Below are 26,503 nucleotides of genomic sequence, written 5' to 3' on the forward strand. Positions count from 1 at the left end.
CGTCAAGCCTTTATCCAAGCCCAAAGTGTCATTACCGCGAGGTTGGGGGAACTACAGGGCGCTATTTTGCTGTTTGCCAAGCAAATTCAGCTCTTTTTGCAGAAATAAGACCCTGTAGTTCCGCTAGCCCCCTTGCTTCCCTACTATTTGCCTAAATAGAGTCCTACAGTTCCGTTAAAAAGATTTAAGAGGCTCATCCCTTTGGGAAGCGAGGCCTTTTTTCTCACCACAATAGAAAGTATAAGTTTTCGGTTCCCGAAAACGTCTTTCTATTTGGCGATAAAACCTACATCTAAACGCGGTCGCTCATCTTTGAATGGCTTCGATAGAGGTTTTCTCAATGCTTGCACGGTATGCATCGGCAAGATGGAGGGCACAGACGCCGATGCGGATCGATGATATAATCAGGTTGGGTGAGGAACGAATGACGCTGATGCAGCATTTGAAAATTAAACATAAGCTTTTTGTATTTATTCTGGCAGGAGTAATTGCCTCAAGCGGGCTGGCCTGGCTGTTTGTACAACAGTCGCATAAGCTGTATGAGCAAATCATTTATCGGGAAGCTTCGGACAAATTTTATTTGTTTTCCGAACGAATGGAAGAGAAGCTGCGGGAAATCGATAAGCTGTCGCTCTCGATCTTTTCCGATCCGGAAGTGCAAGCCGATTTGAAGACGATGAAGATGTCTCCGGCAACCTATGAGGCGTTTGAGGCTGCCAACAAGCTGAAGCGTAAACTGCTGACGTATCACCAGTCGGATTTCTCCGTCTCGTCGATTACGATTCTAGATGCAAGCGGCAACTTGCTGAGTGCAGGGGTGAACGCGGCTAGCATTAATGATGGGAACAAGGAGCGGTTTCAGAATCTTGGACATGTCTGGGGAGGGGCTAGCGTGTGGGTCGGCGGGGAAGAGCAGCAGGAAACTTTCTACGCTGTCAGGGACATCCGTGAAATTGCGGATTTGAGCCTGGAACGGCTGGGCACACTGATGATCGGCGTTGAGGCGCCTAAGGTCGTGTACGCCTCAAGTCAGCGGCATGGCAACTATGATTCTGAGCTGATGATTACTTCTGGCGACCGGCTGCTGTTCACGAGCAACCGCGACTTGCCTCTGCCAATCGCGCGCAGGGGTGACTCCAATGTCGTTGCATTAAACGGCAAAAGCTATCTGGCAGCGCAATTTACGCTTGCTTATACAGGCTGGACATTCATCCACTTTATCTCCTATGATGCCGTCTTCAGTCACGTGAATATGATGAAAAATGTACTGCTTGGTTTATACGTGCTGCTTGCTGTTGTGCTGCTCTGGCTTGGCATGCGCTTTTCACTTAGTATGACCCGACCGTTAGAAGCGCTGACACAGCGTATTTCTCTGGTAGAGAAGGGGAATTTTGAAATCGGCGAGCCTTTTTACCCAGTAAACAGGGATGAATTAAGTATTTTGAATCGCAACTTTGATAAAATGACAGAGCGCCTGGATGCGTTAATCAAGGAAAATTATGTGAAACAAATTCAACTCAAAGAAGCGGAATATGAGGCGCTCAAGGCTAAAGTGAACCCGCATTTTCTGTACAATACGCTCGATTCGATTCACTGGATGGCGAAGGGCTACGGTCATGGAGATCTGGCCCGGATGGTCAAGGCGCTCGGCGATATGCTGCGCAGTACAATTAGGCAAAAGGAATTTGTAACCTTGCGCGAGGAATTGGCTCATTTACGCAATTATGTTACGATTCAGCAGTTTCGTTTTGAAGAGCGGCTTAGCTACCAAATGGACATACCGGAGGAGCTGCTTAGCCTTCATTTGCCGTGGTTGATTCTGCAGCCAGTGGTGGAGAATTGCATGAAATATGGTGTCGATGCAGCAACAGGGCGATGCGAGATTACGCTGACGGCAGAGCTAGAAGCAGATCGTTTGGCACTGATTATACAGGATAAAGGACCGGGCATGGCTAACCCCCTTGATCGTGATGAATCAGCCGCAGAGGAGCCTGTATCGGACAGCACTGGAATTGGCTTATCCAATATCCATGATCGGATTCAATTGTGGTTCGGAGATACATACGGCATCCGGATTGAGCAAGGACGCCAGCGAGGTGCGGTTATTCGCATTGAGGTGCCGATCTTGCCGAACCCGCCAGGAACGAAAGTCAAGGGAAACAGGAGGAACAGCGATGAACGCCTATAAGATCTTACTTGTTGATGATGAGAGAATTATCCGCGAGGCGATTGCCAGAACGGTTGATTGGGAACGTCTTGGGTTAACGTTGATTGGAACAGCGGCAGATGGGCATCAAGCATGGGAACAAATCGAAGAGCTGCGGCCAGACATTGTACTAACGGATATCAAAATGCCGCGGATTGACGGTCTGGAACTGATTCGTCGAACCAAAGAACACCTGCCAGACACGCGGTTCGCGGTTCTTTCTGGCTATGATGAATTCGACCTCGCCGTGCGGGCGATGAATCACGGCGTCAAACACTACTTGCTCAAGCCATGCGATGAGCAAGAGATCGAGCTGGCGCTCAGCGAGATCATCCGCGAGTTGGACGAGGCGCGTCGCCGTGACAAGCTGCTCGCTGCCGCGCGTCAAGCAGACGAAGCGCGGCTGACGGAACGCGAGCCGCTGCTTGCTTTGCTGCTCGAGGAGCCCTTGGTCTTGGCGCCGGATGCCGCCGAGCATCTGCGGCAGGCGAAGCAGCTGGGCCTCAAGCTGCGGCTTATCTTCGTGCAGTGGGAGACGGCTACGGCGTGCCAAGAACTGCGCGTCCGCGAGGTGGCTGCCGCGCAGAGCGGGGCGGATCGGCCGCTCGGACAGAGCGCCGTTGCCGGGAACCGGCTGCTGGCGTCCGTCGCAGACGCCGGTCTTGCCCCGGCTGTAGCCGCTGCGCAGCTGCTGCGCGACGAGCTGCTGAGCCGCTGCCCCGGCCTGCGGCTGACGGTGGCGGTCAGCGATGCCGGACCGCCGGAGGCGCTCGCGCGCCTGTACAAGGACGCGCAGGCTTATGCCGCGCGCGTCTTCTACCTCGGCGCCGGGCGCATAGCCACGAGCGAGCTGGCTGAGCCGGCGCGCGCGGCTGGCGCTGCGCCCGAAGCGGCTCGCGGCGAGCTGGTCGCCGCCGCTTTGCGCGTCGGCGACATCGATGGAGCGCGGCAGGAGTTGGCCGCGTTCTTCCAGGCGCTGGCCGCCGCCCGCTGTGATCGGCACACGTCGCTAAGCCTGTGCCTTCAGTTGATGACAGCGATGCTCAAGGATACGCCGCCGGAGGAACTGCTGAGCAAGACAGCGCAGCTGCTTAGTTTGCCGACGCTTGGTGACATTGAGCACTGCATCGCTGGCGAGTTGGAGATCGCGGCGCAGCGCTTCGAGGATTCCTCGACGCATAAGGGCACGGCAGTCGTCATGCGGATGAAGCGGCTGATCGCCTATTATTTGGCGCATGAAGAATTATCGCTGCAATGGCTTGGACAGCATCACCTGTTCATGAATGCAGAGTACTTGGGTCGCTTGTTTCGCAAAGAAACGAATGAAAAGTTTTCGCTGTATTTGACGCGTTTGCGAATCGAGCGGGCGAAGGAGTTAATTGCTACAGAGACCGAAAGCAAGATGTATGAGATCGCCGAACGCTCGGGATTTGGCGGCGATCAGCAGTATTTCGGCAACGTGTTCAAGAAGTTTACAGGCCTTTCGCCGCTCGAATACAGGAAGAGTCTATCGGGCGAGTCTCGCTGAGGGCCTGAGGGCTCTCTCGGATTTTCACAAAAAACGTATCGGTTTTTTCTATGTTGGTTTGGACGATTCAGGTATATACTCGGTTTAATTCCTAGTATTCTCATATGTTTATAGGTAGAGGAGAGAAAGAGATGACTACGGACGTAAGATCAGATGCATTTATTCGGAATGAGCGCGAGGCAGAGCTTGCGCAGCGATCCGATCGATTAGCTGCTCGCTTCGCGGAGCGTTCGGCGCTGCATGATACAGAGGGAAGCTTTCCGTTCGCCAATTTCGCGGATCTTCGCGAGGCAGGCTACTTGCAGTTGACCGTTCCGCGTGCCTACGGTGGAGAGGAAGCGTCGCTGTACGAATTGGTGCTTGCCCAGGAACGGCTCGCGCGAGGCGATGGCTCAACGGCGCTTGCGGTGGGTTGGCATGTAGGATTGCTGCATCAGCTGCGCTTTACGCATGCTTGGCCGGAAACGTTGTACGCACGTTTTTGCCGTGAGTCGGTGGAAACCGGCGCGCTGGTTAATCATTTGGCGACGGAGCGGGCAACAGGCAGTCCGAGCCGGGGAGGAAGACCGGAGACGAAGGCCGTTGCTACCAAGGGCGGATGGCTGCTGAGTGGACGCAAAACCTACAGTACGCTGAGCCCGATCCTCACTTGTTTTACCGTTTCGGCGGCGATTGAAGGCACGGAGGAGACCGGGGAGTTTTATGTGCGTGCCGGGTCGGGCGTGCGTGTGGAAGAAACGTGGAACACGCTTGGCATGCGCGCTACGGGGAGCCATGACGTTGTGCTTGAAGATGTATTCGTGCCTGATGATCAGTTGGTTCATCGATCGGGAGCACCGCGCGAGGAGCGCACACCCGACGAAGGCGGCTGGCTATTGCATATTCCCGCTTGTTATATCGGGATTGCGCATGCGGCCAGAAGCTTTGCAATTAATTTCGCGCAGCAGTATCGACCGAACAGCTTGACCACACCGATCGCTGAACTGCCGAATATTCGGCGTCAAATCGGTGAAATGGAAATCGCGCTTGTGACGGCGCGTACGGTTCTATACTCGGTTGCCGATCGCTGGGACCGTGAACCTGAGCGGCGCAAAGCGCTGAAGGCGGAGCTGGGCTTGGCTAAACAGGTAGCCACGAATCAGGCCATCTCGATTGTAGATACAGCGATGCGTGTCGTCGGTGCTGCGAGTTTGTCGCGCAGCCTGCCATTGGAGCGGATGTACCGCGACGTGCGGGCAGGGCTGCACAATCCGCCGATGGACGACATTGTGGTCAACGGGTTGGCGCAGAGAGCTCTGGATGAAGTGAAACTTATGAATACCTAAAAAGGGATGGGGACTAAACATGGCAAAAGCAAGAATAACAGGTTTAACAGTTGCCTTGAGCACTGTGTTGGCGTTGGCAGGCTGCTCAAGCGGTACTACTTCCAGTGCGCCAGCTGCGACAAGCGCTGCAACGGCAGCGGCCACGACAGCTCCGGTATCCAAAGATCCGGTTACACTGCGCATGACATATTGGGCAGGTTCGCAATTGACCGTAGACAGGAATAATGCTGTCGTGCAGCTGTTTCAGAAGGCCTACCCGAACATTAAAGTAGAGGCTGAATATTATGCGGGCGATGCGTATTGGGATAAAATGAGCGTGCTCGCGGCTTCGAATAATTTGCCGGATGTGATCCGGATGGATTACTCCAAAATTACGAATTTCGTCGGCAAAAATTTGCTCCTCCCATTGGATGACTATTTGAAGGACAAAACGATTAATCTGGAAGGCGTCAACCCCATCCATAATGCCGGCGGTCGTTTCAATGACAAGCAATACGGCATCAACATAGGGAACAATGCGCTGGTCATGTTCTATAATCCGGAACTGCTTGAGAAAGCAGGGGTCAAACCGCCGGCAGACAATTATACATGGGAACAGTACGAGAAGGATTTGCGTACGATCAAGGATAAGCTCGGCATCTTCGGTGATACTCACTTAGCGCAGTCGCATTTCAGCGTCTGGCTTCGCCAGCATGACAAGTCACTTTTCAACAAAGGACAGGATGCGCTCGGGTATGAGGACGATCAGCTCTTCATCGACTTCTTTAAGCAGCAGCTTCGCTGGCAGAAGGATGGACTCGTTACACCGCTGGGCACGGAGTTGGAAGTGAAAAGCTTGGAGGATGGTCCTTTTACGAAGGGACAGACGGCTTTCGGCGGATTCTCTTATTGGAGCAACCACGTCGATATTATGGAAAAACAGCTGAAAAAGAATGTCGGCTTAGCGATGTATCCGGGCGACGGCAAGGGGATGTACATTAAGCCATCCTTCTTCCATTCCATTGCCAAATCGTCGAAGCATCCTAAGGAAGCCGCGCTCTTTATTGATTTCTATACGAATAATATCGAAGCTGCCAAATCACTCAACGCTTACTTCGGTATGCCTTATAACCCTAAAGTGATTCAGGGTATCCAAGATACATTCACGGAAACACAAAAACGCGTCGTCGCTTATTTAACGAATGTAGAGAAATATGCGTCTGCGATTGATGCACCGGAACCAGCTGCTGGAGCCGAAGTAACCAAGGTGTTCAAAAATATCAGCGACGAAATTTTATTCGAGAAAACGACGCCGGAAGAAGGCGCGAAGCGATTCCGCAAAGAAGCAGGCGCAATTCTGGCCAAAGGGAAATAACAGCTGTCGAACATCGTGCGGGAGGAGGCTTGTCTTCTTCCCCGTTGTTCGCTGAAGGAAAGAGGGGGAAACTTGGCATGGCGCAACCAACGCGAGGAAAGAAGCTGCGGGATTATCGCAATGCGGCGGGCTATGCGTTCATTTCGCCGTGGCTCATAGGATTTATCCTGTTCTCCGTCGCACCGATGATCGTTTCGCTTGCGCTCGCATTTACCAAATATGATATTTTATCACCGCCGGAATGGGTTGGACTAGATAATTTCAAAGAAATGTTCACAGGCGATCCGCGTTATTGGAAGTCAGTGACTGCAACACTCCTGTTCGTGTTCATTGCGGTTCCGCTGCGGCTGTTGTTCGCACTTGTTGTGGCGATTCTGCTGAATTCGCGTTTGAAGCTGGCGGGCTTATTTCGCTCGGCCTTCTATTTGCCTACATTGATTGGCGGCAGCGTCGCTGTGGCCGTTATGTGGCGTCAACTGTTCGGCGCCCAAGGCGCGGTCAATTCGCTGCTGTCAGCAGTGACCGGACAATCCTTCCAAACTTCATGGATCACGCATCCCACGACGGCGATTTTCTCGCTTGTTCTACTTGCCGTATGGCAGTTTGGTTCCGCCATGCTGATCTTTCTGGCTGGCTTGAAGCAGGTGCCGAAGGAACTGTACGAGGCTGTTACCGTTGACGGGGCAGGAGCTTGGCAGAAATTCCGCTGGATCACATTGCCGCTGCTAACACCGGTGATTTTCTTTAATTTAGTCATGGGAATTATTAATGGGTTTAAGGTTTTTACGGAGGGCATGCTTGTAACTGGGGGCGGACCGTTCGATAAAACACTGTTCTACGCGTTGTATTTGTACGAGAAGTCATTTCGCTATTATGAAATGGGCTATGGATCTGCTATGGCATGGGTACTGCTGGCGGTAATTGCTTGTTTCACAGCGGCATTGTTCGCGACATCACGTAATTGGGTGCACTATGAATCGAGGGGAGACTAGGCGGCATGATCTCCAAACAAAGACAAATCTTGCATATGATTCTGCTGCATACCTTTACCGCAGGTTTTGCCCTGGTTATGATGTACCCGCTGTTATGGATGGTGTCAAGCTCGCTGAAAGATACGAGTGAAATCTTCGTCCATGCGCACCAATTAATCCCTTCCACCTTTAAATTGGATAATTATTCGAACGGATTTAAAGGATTCGCGGGCATCTCGTTTGCTGTATTTTTCAAAAATTCGCTGATTGTCACAATCTTATCCGTGATCGGAACGGTCATTTCATCTGTTTTGACGGCCTATGGCTTTGCGCGTATTCGGTTTCGCGGAGCGGCCATCTGGTTCGCCTGCATGATGACGACGATGATGCTGCCCAGCGAAGTGCTGACAATCCCGCAATATATTTTGTTCCAGAAGTTGGGTTGGGTCAACACGTTTAAGCCTTTGATCATACCCTCTTTTTTTGGCGGGGCCTTCTTTATTTTCCTGCTGATTCAATTTCTGCGCGGGATTCCCAAAGAACTCGATGAGTCGGCCAAAATTGATGGCTGCGGACTATTTGGCATTTTGGCGCGTATTCTTCTTCCGCTGCTCATTTCTCCGATCATTACCGTGGCGATTTTCAAGTTTTACTGGACATGGGATGACTTTTTCAGTCCATTGTTGTATCTCAATTCCCCCAAGCTGGCTACGGTCGCCCTAGCGCTCAAAAACTTTTCCGACCCCACCATGCAAACCGATTGGGGCGCCTTATTCGCAATGTCGGTCCTATCGCTTGTGCCTGTCGTCCTCGTCTTTGCCGGATTTCAGAAATATATGGTTGATGGTATCAGCACGACTGGACTTAAAGGATAGTCAAATTTTAATAGTGATGTGATGATAAAAGCCGCAGCTAAGGACTTATTCCCAAGTCCCTAGCTGTGGTTTGTTTGACATATGGAGGCGGATTAGGCATCCAATCATTGCGCTCCTTAGCTACAATCGGCTGTAAACAGCTTCTTTGTAAGCAGGGCAGCAAGCGAATCAACAGACATTTTGCGGATACCGATCAAGGGGGCAAGCTGCCCCCAAATATCACCACCGTTATTGGATAAAATGATTAATCCGATTTGTTTATCGCGATTGAACGCTGCAAAACTGCTCGATCCGTACGTTCCTCCATTGTGCCAGTGCGTTGTGGAACCATCCTTCTCTCTGTAGAACATCCAGCCAAAACCAATGCCGATTCCCTTGCTTTTGATAATGTCGTGGTGCGCTTTCCTGCATTCCTCTAACGCAGCTGGAAAGGGGGGAGCGACGTCTTTCCAGTGAGCCTCTATGTAGTTTAGCATATCTGACACCGTCGACTTCACGGCACCCGCCCCGGCTACCGTATCCTGAAAATCCCAATGCGGGACAGATTTCCCCTTGGCATTGAAGACAGGCAGCAGGTGCCCGCGATGATTTCCCGGGAGTTCTAATGCGGTATCGACCATGCCGAGAGGTTTAAAAACCAGATCACGCAAAGCGGCATCCAAACTAACGCCCAATCGTCGGGCAAGCAGCCATCCCAGCAAGCCAAAGCCGTAATTGGAATAGCTGTGTTTGTTGGAATTCTTAGCACTTTCCGCTGAAACAGCGCTGAATAAATCATCGTCTTTGTAATTCGCATAAGGATTCATTTTATTTATGATGGAGTTTTTCAAATTTGTCGGCAATCTTGGAAGACCTGCCGTGTGAGTCGCCAGTTGCAGCAAGGATGTCTGACTGGCAAATGAATTAGTGGACCATTCGGGAACGAAATCCGACAGCCGATCAGAACGATGCCAAACGCCATTCTGCTCGCCGATTGCCAATAATAGGCCGGTGATTGTTTTGGAAATCGAGCCAATCTCATAAAGGAAGTGCGAGGCATCAACCACGCTGCTCTGTCCCGAAGTCCAGATTGTGCGAGCTGAATGATGAATCAATCCGACTGTTAACTGATGGTTGGGACGATCGACCCACCGCTGAACACGCTTTGTCGCAAGGATTGCCTTTAGCTGACTATCCATTCACGTCATTCCTCTCTTATACGGAAATAAAATGATATTATGATGATATCATATTTAGTAAAATATTCAAATTATTCTATTGATGGCTTTGGAGAATCTGGGGAAATAGTAAATTGGAGGATATGCAAAATATAAGAGAACCTAGCCGTATCGGCTAGGTTGAAGTGATCGAGGAGTTACCCCAACTGCCTCACGCGGAGGAGAGGGAACTATAGTGCGCTATTCTAGTCAAAAGTGCCATTCTGGCAAGGTGGAGGGAACTACAGTCCGCTATTTTGCTGTTTGGTGGGAATTTCAGCGCTTTTTGTGGAAATAAGTCCCTGTAGTTCCGCTAATCTCGCTGCATCCCCGCTATGTGCCTAAATAGCGCCCTGTAGTTCCCTCATCAGGATGTCTCGCTTTGAAGAGGCTCATCCCCTGCTCTTCCCCGGCCAACCATCATCACGCCTGCAAGCCAATCATCGTCTGTGCGTAATCGGGGTCTTCCAGCAGCGGGCGGCCGATAGCGACGGCATCAGCCAATCCGTCCGCGATGATCTGATCCGCGAAGCTGCGGGTGTAGATTTTGCCGACGGCGATGACCGGCACGTGAAGATGCTGCTTCATGATGGCGGCAGCAGGGAGCTGGTAGCCTGGATGAGTATCGGCCGGCTGGACGGGCAGCAGGCCGCCGGATGATACATCAACGGCATCCAGAAGTCCATCCGCTGCAAGCGGTTTGAGCATGAGCGCAAGCTCCTGCGGATTAAGGCCGCCTTCGGCGTAATCCGTTGCGGAGACCCGCACGATAACCGGGTAGTGCGGGCCGGTTTCGGAGCGGATTGCGGCAAGCGTGTCTCGCAGAAGTTTGGCCCTGCCGCGAGGCGTTCCGCCGTAGGCATCGCTGCGGTGATTGGAGAGCGGCGACAGAAACTGATGAATCAAAAATCCATGCGCCGCATGCAGCTCAATGCCATCGAAACCAGCCTCTAGGCTGCGTCTGGCTGCCCGGCGGTAATCTTCGACGAGTTCCTCCATTTCGGAGACGGACAATTCTGCTGGCGTACCGTAAAAGTCGTCATAGGGGATGGCACTTGGCGCAATCAGTCGCTGCGTCACTTCTGGCGCTGATTTTCGTCCGCCATGAGATAATTGAACGAATATCGGAGTTTGCTGGTCATGGACGGCAGCGGTTACTCTTTTTAGGGGATCGATGTGCCGATCTGAATAAATGCCAATGTCGTTAGGCACAAGCCTGCCGTTCGCGGATACAGCTGTTGACTCCACGATCAGGAATCCGACGCCTTTGGCAATTCTTGCGTAATGCTGAATATGATGTTCTGTCGCGCAGCCTTGGGGCGAGCCTTTGTATTGCTGCATGGGCGCCACAATTAACCGATTGCGAAACTCGGTGCTGCCAATGGTGATGGGGGTATCTAAGTTCCGTGATTTCGTTGTGATCATAAGGTATCGACTCCTTTAATTTCATCTTATACTGACATTTTATAAAGTTAAGGGTATAATTTACAGATATAAATTACGTTGTTTATCATATAAATCTTTCATATTGAAGTTGAAAATAGGATTCCAACATATAAAATAAAGGAGGTGGTCACAATGGACGGAATCGACACGAAGATTCTTGCCCTGCTGCATGAGAATGCGCGAATGCCGGTAGCCGAAATCGGCCGGACGATCGCAATGACGCAACCAGCGGTTACGGAGCGGATACGGAAGCTTGAAGAGCAGGGGATCATCGCTGGCTATAAGGCTGTTCTCTCACCCAAGAAGCTGGGCAAGGAGGTTACGGCTTTCGTTCTGTTCAAGACGAGCAGATGTACGGACTTCCAGGAATTTTGTTCGCAATCTCCGGATGTTATTGAACTGTACCGCATCAGCGGGGAGTATAATTTTATGATGAAAATAATTACGGCATCGATGGATTCGTTCACTGTTTTTCTCGATTCATGCAGCCCGCATGGTTTTTCTTCGACACTTATCGTGCTCTCGGCAGCGATTGAGAATAAGCATTTGCTTGCTGAACCAGGCGAATAAAAGACTTTTTCTACATGTTTAAAGGGTATACTAAAATCAAATGACAAATGAAGCAGGAGACAAGATGACAGCGAAAAATACGAAGACAGAAACAGGATGGAACTTTGACAATAGTTATGCTCGACTGCCGGAATCACTTTATACCAAGATTAATCCAGTTCCTGTTCGTTCACCTAAGCTAGTTATGTTTAATGAACCATTAGCAGCATCTTTGGGCCTAAACGCTACATTGCTGCAAAATGGCGAAGGCGAAGCCACATTAGCCGGCAACCAGATTCCGGAAGGTGCTTTGCCGCTTGCCCAAGCCTATGCAGCGCATCAATTCGGGCATTTCAATCGGTTGGGAGATGGCAGGGCTAATCTGCTTGGCGAACAAATCACGCCTGAAGGCAAGCGGGTTGATATTCAGCTCAAAGGGTCAGGCAGATCACCTTACTCCCGCGGGGGAGACGGGCGAGCGGCGCTAGGACCGATGCTGCGCGAATACATCATCAGCGAAGCCATGCACGCGCTGGGTATTCCGACAACCCGCAGTCTTGCGGTGGTTTCGACGGGGGAATCCATACAACGCGAAATAGAGCTGCCCGGCGCGATTCTTACCCGTGTGGCGGCCAGTCATCTGCGCGTCGGTACCTTTCAATATGCATCCACATATGGCACTGCTGAGGATCTCAAGGCGCTGGCTGACTACACGTGGCATAGACATTTTCCGGAAATTGCGGACGATGAGAACCGCTATCTTCATCTTCTTGAGGGAGTGATCAAGCGACAGGCCCAGCTCATTGCCAAGTGGCAGCTCGTTGGTTTCATTCACGGGGTGATGAACACGGATAATATGGCGATTAGTGGAGAGACCATCGATTACGGTCCTTGCGCCTTCATGGATGTGTATGATCCGGCAACGGTGTTCAGCTCCATCGATGTGAAAGGCCGCTATGCCTATGGCAATCAGCCCTATATTGGGGCGTGGAATCTTGCCAGATTGGCGGAAACTTTATTGCCGCTGCTGCATAAGGACGAGGAGCAGGCGCTCAAATTAGCTGAAGCTGCGATTGCAGGTTTCTCAGAGATTTATCATCTTCATTGGTTCAGAGGCATGAGGGCCAAACTGGGAATTTATCATGAGGAACAGCAGGATGAAGCATTGATCAAAGATCTGCTCGATATGATGCAGAAGTACCGCGCAGACTATACGAATACTTTTGTAGCGCTAACGTTTGATAAACACGAAGATACGGCAATGTTCAGCAGTCCGGAATTTGTGCTGTGGCAGGAGTCTTGGCAGGCAAGACTAGAGCGGCAGCAGGAATCCCGAGCTGCTGCACAGCAATTGATGCGCAGCAGCAATCCTGCTATTATTCCACGGAATCACCGAGTGGAGGAAGCTCTGGAAGCCGCGGCAGAACATGGGGACATAAGCGTGATGGAGCAGCTTCTTGAAGCACTTTCGAGCCCCTACGCGCACACGCCCGAACAAGCGGAGTACGCAATGCCTACGCGATCAACCCAGCCGTATCGAACTTATTGCGGAACTTGATGTTAAAAAGACTGCTTCTCTAGGTTTTAGCCTAATGAAGCAGTCTTTTTTTGTTGTGACCGGAGCTTTATAGTTTGCGTTCGAAGGTAAATTTGGCGCGATCGCCTCTAATGATCTCGTGTGAATATTCTAAAGGTATATGGCTATTGGAATAAGTGATCGTATTAAGGAGAAAGCTTGGCGCCCCGATAGGAACATTCAGGTGCTTGCTGATGGCTTCATCAATTAAGATTGGTTCCATGGATTCCATGCAATGCGAGAGCTGGATTGAAAATTTGTCTTTTATTAGCGCGTAGAGGGAGCCAGAACACTCCTCCTTCGTCAGGCCTGGGGTTATTTTCCAAGGAATATAGGTAATCGAAAATAGCAATGGGATTTCATCCGCATAGCGGATTCTTTCTATGCGAAAAACGGCATCCTGCTCAGCAATTTGCAGCGTTTTGGCTAATCGTTTGTCTGCGGAAATGACCGTAAATTCAAGGACTTTGCTCTCGAGTTGTTGTCCGCGCCCCTGGAGATGATCTTTGAAGCTGCGGTAAGGGGCTACCGATTGTTCCAGCTTAGGCATAGATACGAAAGTGCCCTTTCCTTGGACCTGATAAATATGGCCCTCTAATTTGAGCTGATTTAAGGCTAAGCGGATTGTCGTTCGGCTGACGCTAAACTTTTCGCACAAGTCAGATTCCGTGGGAAATTGCTGTCCTGGCAAATATTTGCCTTCTTCGATCATTTCATGAAGCTTTTCTTTTACTGTATGATAAAGCGCTACGCCTTCTTTTTTGATATCCATGGTCAAACCTCCGAATATGAACTTGCTTTCCATCATGATTTATCATACCACTATGTTGTTATAACAACAATATGATTTATTTTGTTGAAGCGTATTAGAGAGAAGAGCCCTTTCTAACGAATATTAGTCATTAAAATCAGAAATTTGCATCTGAAAGGAGGTTTTGGTGTTATGTATCATAACATACATATGAAATACCAGTGATAACAGCGTTTTCATTTTGTTTTAGAAAAAACGTGTGAATTTAGTTGACGTATTAAAGGGATCGTAATATACTCGGGTTGTATTAAAATTTGTTATAACAACATTACGAATAAACAAGCTTTGGATTTGGAATAAGGAGGAACTGGAGGGGGATTGCACAAATAGACATCGCGTTTACGGAGAATTTTGACAATATTTGTTATTACAATAATATGAATAATGGGAAATGTATCAAGCGGATGTTCAGCTTAATCGGAAATTCCACTTCTTTGTACAAATTTAGGTAACACATCAGGTCATTCAGGCAATAATAATTCGGAGGTGTTGGTATATGAAGAAGGAATGGAAAGTGTTAACGGTGTCTGTGATGAGTTTGGTATTGCTTGCTGGATGTGCGGGAACGCCGAATGCGGGTCCTGCCAAACAAACAGATAGTCCAAGCAGCACGGCCAATACGTTGGATTGGAATAAAACAAGCGATCCTTCGCTAAAAGGGCAAGAAATTAACGTTCTGTGGGCTGTTTCCAAAGGTGCGGAAAGTCCACGTGTTGATATGGTGAAGAAATTTACAGAGAAGACCGGAATCAAAGTAAATATTATGGGCGTAGATTATAACTCCTTATATTCCAAAATAACGATATCCGCGTTGTCCAATTCAACAGATCTGGATGTTGTTGAGATGGATACGATTTGGGCGGGACAATTTTTCCAAGGCAATTTGGCAGAGGATTTGACGAATGTCATTCCTAAGGATGTTCAGAGTCAATTTACCTCCTCATCGCTTGGATCTGTTACTTATAATGGTCATTTAGTCGCTATGCCTTGGTATTCAGGAACGAAGCATTTGTATTGGAACAAAGAGCTTTTGGCCAAAGCGGGCATTGATCATGCGCCGAAAACGTACGATGAATTCCGTGAAGCTTCCAAGAAATTGACGGCAAACGGTGTCTATGGTTCGGGTTGGTCATGGAAGCAGTCCGAAGCTCTAATTACGGATTATGTAAGCTTGGCTTATGCCTTCGGCGGACAATTCTTCGATAGCAGCGGCAAGCCATCTTTCAATAAAGGCGGCGGTTTGGATGCATTGAAATACATGGTTGATATTCTGAACAAGGATAAAACGGTAGACCCAGCGAGTCTGCAATGGTCCGAGTCCGATGTAACACGCGCTTTCTCAGCAGGCAAACTAGCGATGATTAGTGCTTGGGAAGGCCACTACCCAGATCTGAATGATCCGACGAAATCCAGTGTCGTAGACAAGACGGATGTCGGTTTAATGCCTGGGCAGGGAAGCGTTGTTTCCTCAGCCGTTACGGGTTCAGAAGGCTTGGCTTTAATGAAGAACAGTAAACATAAGCAAGCTTCTCTAGCTTTCCTGAAATGGATAGGCGAAAGGGAATACCAGTTGGATGAGTTCAAGATCGAAGGTCAGTATCCAACTTTGCAAAGCTTGTACAAAGATCCTGAGTTGTTAGCGGCGGATTCGACGAAGACGATCGGGAAAATTTCTGAACAATTCAACTACGGTCATGACCGTCCGAATGCGCCAGGTTATGTGAACTGGTCTGATATTTTGGCAGCTGAACTGCATCAAGCGCTGCTTGGTCAGAAGACGCCAGAAGCAGCTTTGAATGACGCCGCACAAAAAGTAGAAAAAGCAATTGCTGAATCTGGAAAATGATAGCGGGGGCTTGCGGTCAACCTTGTGGCTGGCCGCAGCATTTTCCATAAGGAGGATATATGGATAAAACTTTTAGAGCCAAGAGGAAGACATCCTTAAACAACGAACAGAAAAATGTGCTATTGGCGCTTTTATTCATCTTACCTACGGCTTATTTACTAATGAAAACGTTTATTTACCCTGTCTATCAAACGATCATTTGGAGTTTCTATCATTATGATTTGATGGACGGTTCAGCTTCTTATTATGTCGGATTCAAGAATTATCTGGATGTCTTGCAAAGTTCGGATTTCCAGCTGGCTATGAATCGGACGCTTATCTTTACCGTATTGTCGGTCGTCTTGGAACTAATCTTTGGTTTCGTTAGCGCTTTGCTTCTAAATCAGAATTTTAAGGGCAGGTCCTTTTTTAGAGCCGTTATTATTATTCCGTGGGCATTGTTAACGTTGGTTAACGGGCTAACTTGGGAATGGATTCTACAGCCTGGCTATGGGGGCCTGACGGTCATTTTGCATCAACTTCATCTTCTTGCGCCTGATGTGAATCCCGTATGGCTGGCAGACTCGAATCATTTGATTTACTTTGTTGTCATCGCGGATGTCTGGAAGATGACGCCTTTTATCACCATTATTCTGCTTGCAGGCTTGCAGTCCATTTCATCCGATCTGTACGAAGCCTCGATGCTTGACGGTGCGGGATTCTGGAGCAAAATCCGTTATATTACGGTGCCGCAGCTTATGCCATCTATCATGATGGCCATTGTACTAAGGACGATGGGCGCTTTCAAAGTCTATGACGTGTTAACGGTATTTACCGGAGATGCCACGACTTCCATATCGTACTTAACGTTTAATAACGCGTTTCGGTATTTCTTCCTCGGGAAGGCGTCCGCAATGGCTTGGATGACTGCCCTCGTAATTCTCATTCTGGCTATCATTTATATACGGCTACTGAATAAAAAAGAAGATTAGCATCCCGGAGGTGGAAGCATGCACCCAAGAAAAATAAGGTGGGACCGAATGTTCAAGGCGTCCAGCACGGATTTATTTGCGCCATTTTATTTGTGGCTGGGTTTAATCCTGTTGACGGTTTGTTCCTTAGGACCTTTCGTCTACCTCTTTCTATCCTCGATTTCACAAGAAGTCGAACTGATTCAAGGACATATCATTCCGCAATCACCTACGTTGAAAAATTATATCGGCTTATTGACCGGAAACAACGCCATCGTGTTTGCCAGTGCGCTGAAAAATAGTGTAGTCGTATCGATATTGGTTACGCTCATTTCGATATTTGTCGGCTTATTTGCCGCCTACGCGTTCTCCAGAATTAAGTTTCCATTCAGAAAAACGGGATTATTCGTCGTCTTGGCGATGCAAATTATGCCTTCAATTAGTATTGTTACTCCGCTATATATCCTTATCCGAGATGGGATTAAGGTGGGAATTCCATTCACAGGCATCGTGTTCTTTCAGACACCGCCACTCTTGGATTCTATATGGGCGCTTATTTTCTCGTACACTTCGTTCAGCTTACCTTATGTCGTATGGCTGCTCGCGGGATATTTCCAAACCATACCAAAGGAGCTGGAAGAGGCCTCCTATGTGGATGGAAGCAGTCGTTTCGGCACGATGTTTCGCATCATTCTACCGTTATCTATGCCGGGGATTGCCGCAACAGCGATATTCGTATTTCTGAATGCCTGGGATGAATTCTTGTTCGCGAATGCTTTCACACAGACCTACGCGTCCAAAACATTGCCGATTATGATCGCCGAATTCGTAGGTAAACACAGCATAGACTGGGGTTCCATGACAGCAGGGGGTTTCTTGGCATCGCTGCCTCCCGTTATTATTTCACTCTATCTCTATAAATATATTATCGGCGGCGTGACAGCGGGAGGGGTGAAAGAATGAGCGATCCGGCCTATATTCTTGGTGTTGACGGCGGGGGCTCCAAAACCTACGCTGTCATTGTCAACATGCAGGGAGATAAAGTCAGCAGCGGGGTTTCCGGATCAAGCAACCATCAGGTAGTTGGGATAGATAAGGCGCTTGCGCATATCACGGAATCCATTGACCAAGCGCTGCAGGCTGCTGGTCTATCTTATACAGATATAGCCTTTGCTCAATTCGGTTTAGCGGGGCTGGATAGGCTGAGAGATTACGAAATTGTGCAGCCTGCGTTAGCAGCGCTTCCTTTGGCTCGCTGGGATATGGTGTGCGATACGATGGAAGGCTTGCGGACGGGGAGCCCCGACAACATCGGGGTCGTACTGCTATGCGGCAGCGGAACGAATGCCGCAGGCAGGAATCCTGCAGGTGAAAGTGTGCAGGTTGGAGGTATTGGTTATTTGTTTGGTGATTCACTCGGGGCCAATTACATGGCTACTACGATGTTTCGGGCTGCCGTCAGGTCGTGGGAAGGCCGAGAAATTCCATCGGTTCTGCCTAATAAATTACTGCAATACTTTGGATTCTCTCGAATGGAGGATCTGATAGATGATTTCATGGATCGCAATGTAAGCCAAATTCGCGAGGGCAAGCTAACGATTTCGCTGCATGAAGCTGCCCATGAAGGAGATCAGCTGGCCGCAAGGCTTTTGGAGGAAGCAGGAAGAGAACTTGGCGTCACAGGCAATGCTGTTATCCGCAAACTTGGCGGGTTCAAGCCGCAGCAGCCGATTCCGATCGTACTCGTCGGGAGTGTGATTCAGAAAGGGCGAAGCCCGCTGCTTCTGAATGCATTACGCCGGACATTAGAGACGGAAAATCCGTATATTGATCTGATTATTCCCCAAATGGCGCCTGTTTATGGAGCGATTCTGCTAGCCATGGACCATTTGCAAATACCGTCAAATGAACAACTGCTTCAGAAATTTACTGCCCATGGAGGATATGAACAATGAAGAAAGAACATTTGAAAATTGCAGTTATTGGCGGAGGCTCCTCTTACACGCCTGAATTAATAGAAGGTTTCATTCAGCGATATGCGGAACTTCCCGTTAAGGACTTATACTTGGTGGACATTGAGGAAGGCCGAGAAAAGCTGGAGATCGTTGGCAACTTAGCGAAACGAATGTTGAAGAAAGCCAATGTGCCGATCCAAGTACATTTGACATTTGATCGCCGGGAAGCCATTAAGGATGCGGATTTCGTTACCACGCAGCTCCGCGTAGGGCTGCTGGAAGCTCGTGGACGTGATGAGCGAATACCGCTCAAATACAACTGTATCGGCCAAGAAACGACGGGCGCTGGCGGCTTTGCCAAGGGAATGCGGACCATTCCAGTCATTTTGGACATCTGCAAGGATATGGAGGAGCTAGCCCCGAATGCCTTCTTGGTTAATTTTACGAATCCTGCCGGCATGGTAACAGAAGCGGTGCTTAAATATTCCAAGATACGAACGATTGGCCTATGTAATTTGCCGATCGAAACCAAGATGCAGATTGCCGCCTTAATGGGCGTAGACGTATCCAGGATTGATATTGAGATGGTAGGCATCAATCACTTGAATTGGACGACCAAAATCTTCGTTGACGGCGAAGATCGAACCGACGAAATTTTGTTCCAAGCTTCCGGGGAAAGCAAGTTTACGATGACCAATATCCCTGGTTTTGCGTGGAATCAAGCTTTCATTCAATCCATGGGCTCCTTGCCTTGCGGCTATCATCGATACTACTATATGAAAGAAAAAATGCTCAAGAAGCAGTTGGAAGAAATCGACACCAAGGGCAGCCGCGCCGAAATCGTCAAGCAAGTGGAGAACGAGCTGTTCGAGCTGTACAAAGATCCGAATCTTGCCATTAAACCTAAGCAATTGGAGCTGCGCGGCGGTGCTTATTATTCCGAGGCAGCCCTCAATTTGATTTCCTCCATTTACAATAATAAGAAAGACGTGCAGATTGTGAATGTCAAAAACAATGGCACGATTCCAAGCTTGCCGAATGATGCTTCGATCGAAGTGAACTGTGTGATCGGCTCCGACGGTGCGAAGCCTGTACAATTGACGACACCGATGAATGCGAAAATCCGCGGGTTGCTGCAAGTGGTCAAAGCTTACGAAGAGCTTGCGGTTGAAGCGGCTGTGAAAGGCGACTACAATGCTGCTTTACAGGCATTAACGATTCATCCGTTGGTAGGTTCCGTAGATATCGCAAAGCCGTTGCTGGATGAAATTCTAGCAGAGAATAAGTCATATTTACCGCAATTTTAATGTTCATTTATAGCTATCAGGCAGACCCTCAGCTTATTGCTGAGGGTCTCTTGTTTGCAGATCAGATGATTCGCGAATTCTCTGGCATTTCCCATATGACCGTGCAGCAACAGCAGAACTTTCTGACTTTCTCCCCAAAAATCAAGATAGGAAAGCTTCAGATCAATAAATGATATTTCGCAGCACCCAAAAGCAAAGAAGTTGACTGCTTGTGTTAAACTAAAGAGACATTAAACAAAAATGGAGGAAGTTTCAATGAGCCAACGCTTTCGAATTACAAGAGGATTACAGGAAAGTGAACATGCTGAGAAAGCCATTTCACTGGAGGAATGCAAGCAGTATTTTTCGTCCAAGCCGGACTTTGAGTATACATCCGTCTTTACAGTGACTGGCGCTACGAGCATGTCGATTGAGGGAGACTTTTTCATGTGGAGCTACGGTGAGATCAAGATCCCATTCCGCCATTATCAAGGAGATATCTACGTGTCTGGGACCAATGAAGCGGTCATCCCCAGAATGATGGAGGTTGCAGGCGAGTTGGGCGCGGATGTGGTGGAAGGGTAAAAAGGACCATTTCTTGCCTGTTTCCTTCGCTAGGCAAAAGAAGTGAATCGGACAGCTAACTGTTGTCAGACGAGATATTCCCATTAATTGTCATCCTTCTCTACGCGTCAAGAATTGCTCATTGTCGGTACCGTGGACGTCCATGTACGATACCCTTATTCCCTTGAACAGATGTTCAGGGGCGAGAGGGGGGGCATTGTTTTCGTTGGTGGGGAAGGATCTTTTTGTCATTTTGAAAGCGATTTCATTATGAAATGGGAGTGATTTTGAAGATGGAAATGTGGAAAAAAGGTTGCCTTGTCAGTATGATGTTTGTGTTGCTGTTCAGTACAATTCTGGTGGGAAAGGCTCCTTCGGCGCAGGCGGCAGATGAATTTGATAGTCTGCGGGCAAAATGGAACGAATATTTGGTCGGGAAGCAGCCCTTCAATTCGTCTGACACGGATATATCAGCAGCGGTTGCAGCTATTTCCGATACCGTGACGAACGGCCAGAATACCGGGCATTGGAACACTTTGAATAAAGCGGCAGGGAGAACGTATCTATGGAGCGATCTCGCAAGCAGTTGCTCGGCCTCAGGCAGCTACGGCCGATTGAAAGCGATGGCTCGCGCGTATGTCACACAGGGTACGGCTGTATACCAAGACCCCAGCTTGGGCGCTGATATCGTGAGTGCGCTCGATTGGGTCTACGCGAACAAATTTAATGAAAACTCAACATACAACGCCTCCTGCGGCTGGGATTATGAAATCGGTATGCCGCTTACGCTAACCGATACGATGGTGATGATGTATAGTCAGTTGAGCGCGGTACAAATTGCTAACTATATCAAACCAATCGATAAGTTCGTTCCGAATGCCGATACGTTCAGCGGTGCTCCTGCAACAGGTGCGAATCGACTGGATAAAGCGCTCGTCGTAGCTGTGCGGGGCGTGCTTGGCAAATCTGCTGCCAAAATGGCGATCTCCCGCGATGCGATTAGTCAAGTGCTGCTCTATGTGACCTCTGGTGATGGCTTCTATACGGACGGTTCATTTATTCAGCATAGCAATATTGCTTACACAGGCAGCTATGGTGCTGTATTGCTGGGGGATATGGCGAAGCTGCTGTACCTGCTGGGAGGTTCAACGTGGCAGGTGACGGATAGCAATTTGGGCAATGTCTACAAATGGGTTGCCGATTCCTACGAACCGTTGGTCTACAGAGGCTGGATGATGGATATGGTCTATGGACGAGGGGTAACGCGGTACTCGGAGAATGGACTTCGCGGGCCGTCTTTCTCCATCCTGATCTTGTCGCAATATGCTCCTTCGACCGATGCTGCCACATTTAAAAGCATGGTGAAAAATTGGTTAACATCAGATCCAGCCTGGAACCCTTATGCGGGGGAAACGATCTTCAATATTCAACTGGGTAAAACGCTCATGGCTGATTCTGGTGTTCAGGCGCGAGGAGCTTTGCTTAAAAATCAGGTTTTTGCGGCAATGGATCGTGTTGTTCATCAAAGAGATGGTTTTGCCTTAGGACTTAGCCTGTTTTCCAACCGTATTTCGGCCTTTGAATTCGGCAACGGTGAAAATGTGAAAGGCTGGTTTCAGGGTGCAGGCGTGACGTATTTATATAACGGGGATACGACGCAGTACGGCGGAAATTACTGGCCGACTATCAATAGTTATCGGCTGCCGGGCACAACGACGGATGGTTCAGGCAGCGGGACGCCGGTCAACTGGAAGTCATATCCGAATACGAAAACATGGGTCGGCGGGTCGTCGATCGACGGGTTGAATGGTTCTGTCGGGATGGATTTTGCCATGGTCCAAGTGACAGGCAGTACGCTCCAAGGGAAGAAATCATGGTTTCTTTTCGATGACAAAGTGGTTGCGTTAGGGTCAGGGATCACAAGCACAGATAACCGCAGCGTAGAAACGATTATCGAGAACCGCAAGCTGAACGCGCAGGGGACTAACCTGCTTACGGTGAACGGTGTGGCGAAGCCAGCGATGCTCGGCTGGTCGGAGAGCATGACCGGCGTGCAATACGCTCATCTGGCCGGATCGGCGGCAGGCTCCGATATTGGTTATTATTTCCCGCAGGCGGCAACGGTTCAAGGGTTGCGTGAAACCCGGACGGGATCGTGGAGTCAGATTAATACAGGGCAAAGCACAACGCCGGTGTCAGAGCGATACCTGAGCTTGGCCTTTGCTCATGGCACGAATCCGACGAACGGATCCTATGCCTATGTGCTATTGCCTGGGAAGACGGCGGCGGCAACAGCCAATTATGCGGCGAATGCGACGATCAGCATTCTTGAGAATTCAGCAGCCGCCCATGCAGTGCAAGATACGGAGTTCAATCGGATCGGCGTGAATTTTTGGAACGATGGCGCGAAGACGGTGCAGGTCGGCGGCACCCCTTTTATCACCAGCGATACGAAGGCATCCGTTACGACGCAGGAAACAGGCGGGCAATTATCGATTGGCGTATCGGACCCGACGCAGGCCAACACAGAGGCCATTAACTTGGAAATCAACCGAACGGGGACTAGCACAGTTACATCGGACCCCGGCATCGTTATTACCCAGTATAGTCCTACGATTAAGATGACGATTTATGCAAGCGGGGCTAAAGGAAAGACGTTTCAGGCCAAAATCAACTTAGGCGCTGCCACTGCTTCGCAAACCATTACTGCGTCTGCAGACGCTACATTGCGGGATGGCACCTACGCGAGCACGAACTACGGAACAGCGACCGTGCTGGATACCAAATTGGAATCGACCAGTTACGATCGCAATGCACTGGTTAGTTTTGACCTCTCGGCTGTGACGAGCACGGTTGGCAGCGCCAAAGTTAAGTTGGTTCCAACGGCAGTAGGCATGGCTGGCATCACCAATCAAGCACATCTGATTGCAAATCCGACATGGATGGAGTCCACGGTGACTTGGAACAATCAACCAGCATCAGGAACGCTGCTTGCCACTTGGACAGTTCCGGCAGCAGGGACCGCTGTCGAACTTGATGTGAAGAGTCAAGTGATAGCGGCGTTAAGCGGAAACAAGAAGCTTTCGCTGAAGTTATCCTCGCCATCCAATCAAGGTTCTCTGGGCTGGGTGCAGTATGGCTCCAAAGAATACGGTGTCGCTGCCTATCGTCCAGTTATCGTCATAACCCCGTAGGGTTCTGCCTCCTGATAAAAGTCTCCAAGGACTTCTATTCGTGTAAATCGGCCACATTTTGCGCGAATAGGAGCTCTTTGAGACTCTTACTGCTTCGTGTGCGGGAGTTTATGCGTGTTTCACCGGATATAAGAGTCTTTAGGGTCCGCTATTCATGAAAAGCCGCCACTTTTTGTGCAAATAGGAGCTGCTAAAGACTCTTATTTGCATATTTGGGGAGGGCACCTCAAGGCAATATGCCTTTTTTTTATTTAATAAAGAGAATCCTTACATGGACAGAGAGCTGCAATGTCAGCGATTGCCCTGTACAAATTGGGCGGGAATTCGGAGAGACGATGACAGACGTACAAGTGCCACTCTTTGCCATACAAAACATACACCTTGGTTCGGCAGCCTTCTTCTTTCAGTTTCTTCAATAAATCAGGTCGAATCCCATAGAGCATCTCGATCTCGACGTTGGGCTGCTCCAGATATCCACGCTTCCGAGCGGCCTCTATGATAGCTTCGTCATGCGAAGCAATAGATACAGGCCGACCGCTTGCAACCAGCAATTTCGTTAAATGGAGGTATCTTTCATTCAGTTCCTCCGAGCGAGGAAGCGCAATCTCCTGCGGTTCTTGGTAGGCCCCTTTGACGATTCTTATTCGTCCCGGATAGGATTTAATATCTAGCAAATCGCTTTCCGTACGATGCAGTTGGGCCTGTAAAGTAATCCCGACGTTTGGAAATTTGTCACCTACATGCTTATAGATTTCCAGGATTTGATCTGTTTTCGCTGACTCTTCTGCGCTAATCATAACGGTGCTGCCATAGCGAGCAGCTTCCTGTGCGAGCTGGGCCAGATGGTCACGCGAAAGTTCCGGGTCCACGGTCAGACCGATATGCGATAAATCGAGAGAAATCGTGGCTTGCAATCCACCCTCGCCAGAGGTTCGAATCAGTTTCAAATATTCTTCTTGGGCCAGTTCGCACGCCTCCTGGGTTGACGTATTTTCTCCGATGTATTCCAAAGAGACCGCGTATCCTTTCCATTTGAAATCGAGTGCTTCTGATATAGCCTTGTCCCTTGTTTCACCTGTGATGAATCTTTGCGCGGCACGAAATAATAGCGGATATAAGTCTTTTGATTCCTGGATATAGGTTTTGATATGTTCATTTCGAGCGATAGATTTAAGTGCTTGTGAAGCTATGATCCGCAGTTCAGCATCGTTCATTCAACATCGTCTCCTTTGATCGTTTCTTTGAATTATCTACCTATAAACTTACCGTGATAAAATGGTTTGTATAAGAGCCACTTAATACAGACTCGAATAGGACCACTTATGTAAGGGACTGATGATATGATATGGATTCACATCGATAGAAACTCGGGCATTCCGATGTATCGGCAAATTTATGATCATTTCCGAAGGAAGATTCTGCAAGGCGAGATGCACAGCGGAGAGCGGCTGCCCAGCACGCGTGATCTCGCAGCAAGTCTGCGTGTCTCCCGAAACATCGTTGTCGAAGCGTATGAACAACTACTTGCTGAGGGGTACATTGAAGGGCGACATGGCTCTGGCACTTTCGTATCGGAAGGAACGTATCTGGAGGGGCTGGCGGATGAAAGATTCCCCGCCGATGATAGGCGGAGTGATTCAAGCCGCTATGAAACAGAGCTGATTGATTTTCGTCCCGGGCTCCCGGCACTGAACCTTTTTCCACGGAAATTATGGGGGCAACTGGCTGAATATACGTACAACAACGGACCTGATACAGCCTTTGGATATGGTAAACCGGAAGGACGCGAAGAACTGAGATCTGTGTTAATGCGTTACTTGCGCAGAACAAGAGGGGTTATCTGTGAGCAAGAGCAGTTGGTTATTACGACCGGGGCTACACAGGCGCTATCGCTTATTGCTAAGCTTTTGCTCGCCGATGGTTCTGATGCGGTCATTGAGGATCCCATTACGTATGAAATTCAAACGATGTTCTCTATGCCGGGAACGACGCTATATCCAGTTCCTGTAGATCATCAGGGGATGCAAACACAGCTACTCCCCTTGGATATACAGCCAAGTTTGGTCTATGTGACGCCTTCCCATCAGTACCCTTTGGGAGGAGTTCTGCCTATACAGCGCCGCGTTCAATTAATTCAGTATGCAAGATCGACGGGTTGCTATATTGTCGAGGATGACTATGATAGTGAATTCCGCTATGAGAGTGCTCCGGTGAGTTCCTTGCAGGGGCTGGACCCGGACCGGGTGATCTATATTGGCACTTTTAGCAAAATTCTATCTCCGGCATTGCGCATGGGTTATTTAATTCTTCCGCAATCCCTCATTGCTAGGGGGCGGAATTTGAAAAGGCTAACAGATCTGCACACGCCTTCTATGGAACAATTGACGCTTGCCCGGTTCATCGATGAAGGTCATTTGGACCGACATATTGCAAAGATGAAAAAGATCTACCGCAAACGGAGAGATTTCTTGATTGCCACTCTGATGGAAAGCTTCGCTGACCGAATAACTATTAGGGGACACTCCACGGGTCTTCACCTCGTCGTTGAGTTTACGGATGTCATTTTTACGTCTAGCTTATTGGATGCCATTGAGCAAAACGGCGTGAAAATCTATCCCGTAGAAATTCATGCGATGAACAAAGGGAAGCAGAATCATCGAATAATTCTGGGTTATGGGAATTTATCAGAAGCTGAGGTAGCTAAGGGGATTCAGAGATTGGCGGCCGCTTTATCCCAAGCGGCAAGAACGAGCAGCACCACATAGGTGAAGTGCTCGTTCTATTGCAGTCTTACAAAAAAAGGAATGTTGCTTATTGACAGATGGGAAATATTCGCTTAATCTAATATTGACTGATCGAGTCAATCTACGT

The 26,503-nt window shown here is 49.1% G+C and carries 20 protein-coding genes; 16 read left to right on the top strand and 4 right to left on the bottom strand.

The genetic code is table 11. The annotated features are described in order from the left end of the window. Positions 1–340 precede the first annotated feature (340 nt). The 6 genes from LOZ80_RS37350 to LOZ80_RS37375 all read left to right on the top strand — a co-directional run bounded on the left by LOZ80_RS37350 (position 341) and on the right by LOZ80_RS37375 (position 8,259). Positions 341–2,188 carry a sensor histidine kinase gene (locus tag LOZ80_RS37350; RefSeq protein ID WP_238169216.1) on the top strand — a complete coding sequence of 616 codons (1,848 nt, stop codon included), beginning with the start codon at positions 341–343 and terminating at the stop codon, positions 2,186–2,188. Then, positions 2,175–3,734, top strand: coding sequence for a response regulator transcription factor (locus tag LOZ80_RS37355; protein WP_238169217.1), 1,560 nt, complete (start codon positions 2,175–2,177; stop codon positions 3,732–3,734). The genes LOZ80_RS37350 and LOZ80_RS37355 overlap by 14 nt, the downstream gene beginning before the upstream one ends. 131 nt (positions 3,735–3,865) lie before the next feature. Continuing rightward, positions 3,866–5,059, top strand: a complete 1,194-nt coding sequence (locus LOZ80_RS37360; protein ID WP_238169218.1) for an acyl-CoA dehydrogenase family protein — start codon at positions 3,866–3,868, stop codon at positions 5,057–5,059. A gap of 19 nt (positions 5,060–5,078) precedes the next feature. Continuing rightward, positions 5,079–6,413, top strand: a complete 1,335-nt coding sequence (locus LOZ80_RS37365) for an ABC transporter substrate-binding protein (RefSeq protein WP_238169219.1) — start codon at positions 5,079–5,081, stop codon at positions 6,411–6,413. Between the two features lie 77 nt (positions 6,414–6,490). Next, on the top strand, positions 6,491–7,405 hold the full coding sequence (locus tag LOZ80_RS37370) for a carbohydrate ABC transporter permease (RefSeq protein ID WP_238169220.1): 915 nt from the start codon (positions 6,491–6,493) through the stop codon (positions 7,403–7,405). Positions 7,406–7,410: 5 nt separating this feature from the next. After that, entirely contained in the window at positions 7,411–8,259 is an 849-nt protein-coding gene (locus LOZ80_RS37375) for a carbohydrate ABC transporter permease (RefSeq protein ID WP_238169221.1), read from the top strand. Between the two features lie 116 nt (positions 8,260–8,375). On the opposite strand, the gene LOZ80_RS37380 is transcribed toward LOZ80_RS37375, so the two are convergent. Both LOZ80_RS37380 and LOZ80_RS37385 read right to left on the bottom strand, forming a co-directional pair. Further along, the gene (locus tag LOZ80_RS37380; RefSeq protein ID WP_238169222.1) at positions 8,376–9,437 is read right to left on the bottom strand and encodes a serine hydrolase domain-containing protein; all 1,062 of its coding nucleotides are present in this window, start codon (positions 9,435–9,437) and stop codon (positions 8,376–8,378) included. A 441-nt stretch (positions 9,438–9,878) separates the two neighbouring features. After that, a complete protein-coding gene (locus tag LOZ80_RS37385; protein ID WP_238169223.1) occupies positions 9,879–10,880 on the bottom strand; it encodes an oxidoreductase in 1,002 nt (333 codons plus the stop codon). A gap of 153 nt (positions 10,881–11,033) precedes the next feature. Here LOZ80_RS37385 and LOZ80_RS37390 point away from each other — a divergent pair, with 153 nt between their 5' ends. Next, positions 11,034–11,471, top strand: a complete 438-nt coding sequence (locus LOZ80_RS37390) for an Lrp/AsnC family transcriptional regulator (protein ID WP_238169224.1) — start codon at positions 11,034–11,036, stop codon at positions 11,469–11,471. Positions 11,472–11,535: 64 nt separating this feature from the next. Then, the gene (locus tag LOZ80_RS37395; protein WP_238169225.1) at positions 11,536–13,008 is read left to right on the top strand and encodes a protein adenylyltransferase SelO; all 1,473 of its coding nucleotides are present in this window, start codon (positions 11,536–11,538) and stop codon (positions 13,006–13,008) included. A 67-nt stretch (positions 13,009–13,075) separates the two neighbouring features. On the opposite strand, the gene LOZ80_RS37400 is transcribed toward LOZ80_RS37395, so the two are convergent. Next, positions 13,076–13,798, bottom strand: coding sequence for a GntR family transcriptional regulator (locus LOZ80_RS37400; RefSeq protein ID WP_238169226.1), 723 nt, complete (start codon positions 13,796–13,798; stop codon positions 13,076–13,078). Positions 13,799–14,333: 535 nt separating this feature from the next. On the opposite strand from LOZ80_RS37400, the gene LOZ80_RS37405 reads away from it, so the two are divergent. From LOZ80_RS37405 to LOZ80_RS37435, 7 genes are all read left to right on the top strand, one after another. Beyond that, a complete protein-coding gene (locus tag LOZ80_RS37405) occupies positions 14,334–15,683 on the top strand; it encodes an extracellular solute-binding protein (RefSeq protein WP_238169227.1) in 1,350 nt (449 codons plus the stop codon). Between the two features lie 59 nt (positions 15,684–15,742). Next, positions 15,743–16,654 (top strand): carbohydrate ABC transporter permease, encoded by a 912-nt coding sequence (locus tag LOZ80_RS37410; protein ID WP_238169228.1) that lies wholly within the window; start codon positions 15,743–15,745, stop codon positions 16,652–16,654. 18 nt (positions 16,655–16,672) lie between these two features. Further along, positions 16,673–17,596 (top strand): carbohydrate ABC transporter permease, encoded by a 924-nt coding sequence (locus tag LOZ80_RS37415; protein ID WP_238169229.1) that lies wholly within the window; start codon positions 16,673–16,675, stop codon positions 17,594–17,596. Then, on the top strand, positions 17,593–18,588 hold the full coding sequence (locus tag LOZ80_RS37420) for an N-acetylglucosamine kinase (RefSeq protein WP_238169230.1): 996 nt from the start codon (positions 17,593–17,595) through the stop codon (positions 18,586–18,588). The genes LOZ80_RS37415 and LOZ80_RS37420 overlap by 4 nt, the downstream gene beginning before the upstream one ends. Beyond that, on the top strand, positions 18,585–19,895 hold the full coding sequence (locus tag LOZ80_RS37425; RefSeq protein ID WP_238169231.1) for a 6-phospho-beta-glucosidase: 1,311 nt from the start codon (positions 18,585–18,587) through the stop codon (positions 19,893–19,895). The genes LOZ80_RS37420 and LOZ80_RS37425 overlap by 4 nt, the downstream gene beginning before the upstream one ends. A gap of 255 nt (positions 19,896–20,150) precedes the next feature. Beyond that, positions 20,151–20,459, top strand: a complete 309-nt coding sequence (locus tag LOZ80_RS37430) for a hypothetical protein (protein WP_238169232.1) — start codon at positions 20,151–20,153, stop codon at positions 20,457–20,459. Between the two features lie 272 nt (positions 20,460–20,731). Then, positions 20,732–23,632 carry a polysaccharide lyase family 8 super-sandwich domain-containing protein gene (locus LOZ80_RS37435; RefSeq protein ID WP_238169233.1) on the top strand — a complete coding sequence of 967 codons (2,901 nt, stop codon included), beginning with the start codon at positions 20,732–20,734 and terminating at the stop codon, positions 23,630–23,632. A gap of 251 nt (positions 23,633–23,883) precedes the next feature. Here LOZ80_RS37435 and LOZ80_RS37440 read toward each other — a convergent pair whose 3' ends face one another. Beyond that, positions 23,884–24,846 (bottom strand): proline dehydrogenase family protein, encoded by a 963-nt coding sequence (locus LOZ80_RS37440; RefSeq protein ID WP_238169234.1) that lies wholly within the window; start codon positions 24,844–24,846, stop codon positions 23,884–23,886. A gap of 126 nt (positions 24,847–24,972) precedes the next feature. On the opposite strand from LOZ80_RS37440, the gene pdxR reads away from it, so the two are divergent. Then, complete coding sequence (gene pdxR / locus LOZ80_RS37445) at positions 24,973–26,397, top strand: MocR-like pyridoxine biosynthesis transcription factor PdxR (protein WP_238169235.1); 1,425 nt, start codon at positions 24,973–24,975, stop codon at positions 26,395–26,397. Positions 26,398–26,503: the final 106 nt, after the last annotated feature.

The organism is Paenibacillus sp. HWE-109 (assembly GCF_022163125.1).
In the GTDB taxonomy this organism is placed as follows: domain Bacteria; phylum Bacillota; class Bacilli; order Paenibacillales; family NBRC-103111; genus Paenibacillus_E.

Bases quoted from the DNA above. Each gene is read 5' to 3' on its own strand.
- LOZ80_RS37350 (WP_238169216.1), top strand. From the start codon at position 341: ATGCTTGCACGGTATGCATCGGCAAGATGGAGGGCACAGACGCCGATG.
- LOZ80_RS37355 (WP_238169217.1), top strand. From the start codon at position 2,175: ATGAACGCCTATAAGATCTTACTTGTTGATGATGAGAGAATTATCCGC.
- LOZ80_RS37360 (WP_238169218.1), top strand. From the start codon at position 3,866: ATGACTACGGACGTAAGATCAGATGCATTTATTCGGAATGAGCGCGAG.
- LOZ80_RS37365 (WP_238169219.1), top strand. From the start codon at position 5,079: ATGGCAAAAGCAAGAATAACAGGTTTAACAGTTGCCTTGAGCACTGTG.
- LOZ80_RS37370 (WP_238169220.1), top strand. From the start codon at position 6,491: ATGGCGCAACCAACGCGAGGAAAGAAGCTGCGGGATTATCGCAATGCG.
- LOZ80_RS37375 (WP_238169221.1), top strand. From the start codon at position 7,411: ATGATCTCCAAACAAAGACAAATCTTGCATATGATTCTGCTGCATACC.
- LOZ80_RS37380 (WP_238169222.1), bottom strand. From the start codon at position 9,437: ATGGATAGTCAGCTAAAGGCAATCCTTGCGACAAAGCGTGTTCAGCGG.
- LOZ80_RS37385 (WP_238169223.1), bottom strand. From the start codon at position 10,880: ATGATCACAACGAAATCACGGAACTTAGATACCCCCATCACCATTGGC.
- LOZ80_RS37390 (WP_238169224.1), top strand. From the start codon at position 11,034: ATGGACGGAATCGACACGAAGATTCTTGCCCTGCTGCATGAGAATGCG.
- LOZ80_RS37395 (WP_238169225.1), top strand. From the start codon at position 11,536: ATGACAGCGAAAAATACGAAGACAGAAACAGGATGGAACTTTGACAAT.
- LOZ80_RS37400 (WP_238169226.1), bottom strand. From the start codon at position 13,798: ATGGATATCAAAAAAGAAGGCGTAGCGCTTTATCATACAGTAAAAGAA.
- LOZ80_RS37405 (WP_238169227.1), top strand. From the start codon at position 14,334: ATGAAGAAGGAATGGAAAGTGTTAACGGTGTCTGTGATGAGTTTGGTA.
- LOZ80_RS37410 (WP_238169228.1), top strand. From the start codon at position 15,743: ATGGATAAAACTTTTAGAGCCAAGAGGAAGACATCCTTAAACAACGAA.
- LOZ80_RS37415 (WP_238169229.1), top strand. From the start codon at position 16,673: ATGCACCCAAGAAAAATAAGGTGGGACCGAATGTTCAAGGCGTCCAGC.
- LOZ80_RS37420 (WP_238169230.1), top strand. From the start codon at position 17,593: ATGAGCGATCCGGCCTATATTCTTGGTGTTGACGGCGGGGGCTCCAAA.
- LOZ80_RS37425 (WP_238169231.1), top strand. From the start codon at position 18,585: ATGAAGAAAGAACATTTGAAAATTGCAGTTATTGGCGGAGGCTCCTCT.
- LOZ80_RS37430 (WP_238169232.1), top strand. From the start codon at position 20,151: ATGAGCCAACGCTTTCGAATTACAAGAGGATTACAGGAAAGTGAACAT.
- LOZ80_RS37435 (WP_238169233.1), top strand. From the start codon at position 20,732: ATGGAAATGTGGAAAAAAGGTTGCCTTGTCAGTATGATGTTTGTGTTG.
- LOZ80_RS37440 (WP_238169234.1), bottom strand. From the start codon at position 24,846: ATGAACGATGCTGAACTGCGGATCATAGCTTCACAAGCACTTAAATCT.
- pdxR (WP_238169235.1), top strand. From the start codon at position 24,973: ATGATATGGATTCACATCGATAGAAACTCGGGCATTCCGATGTATCGG.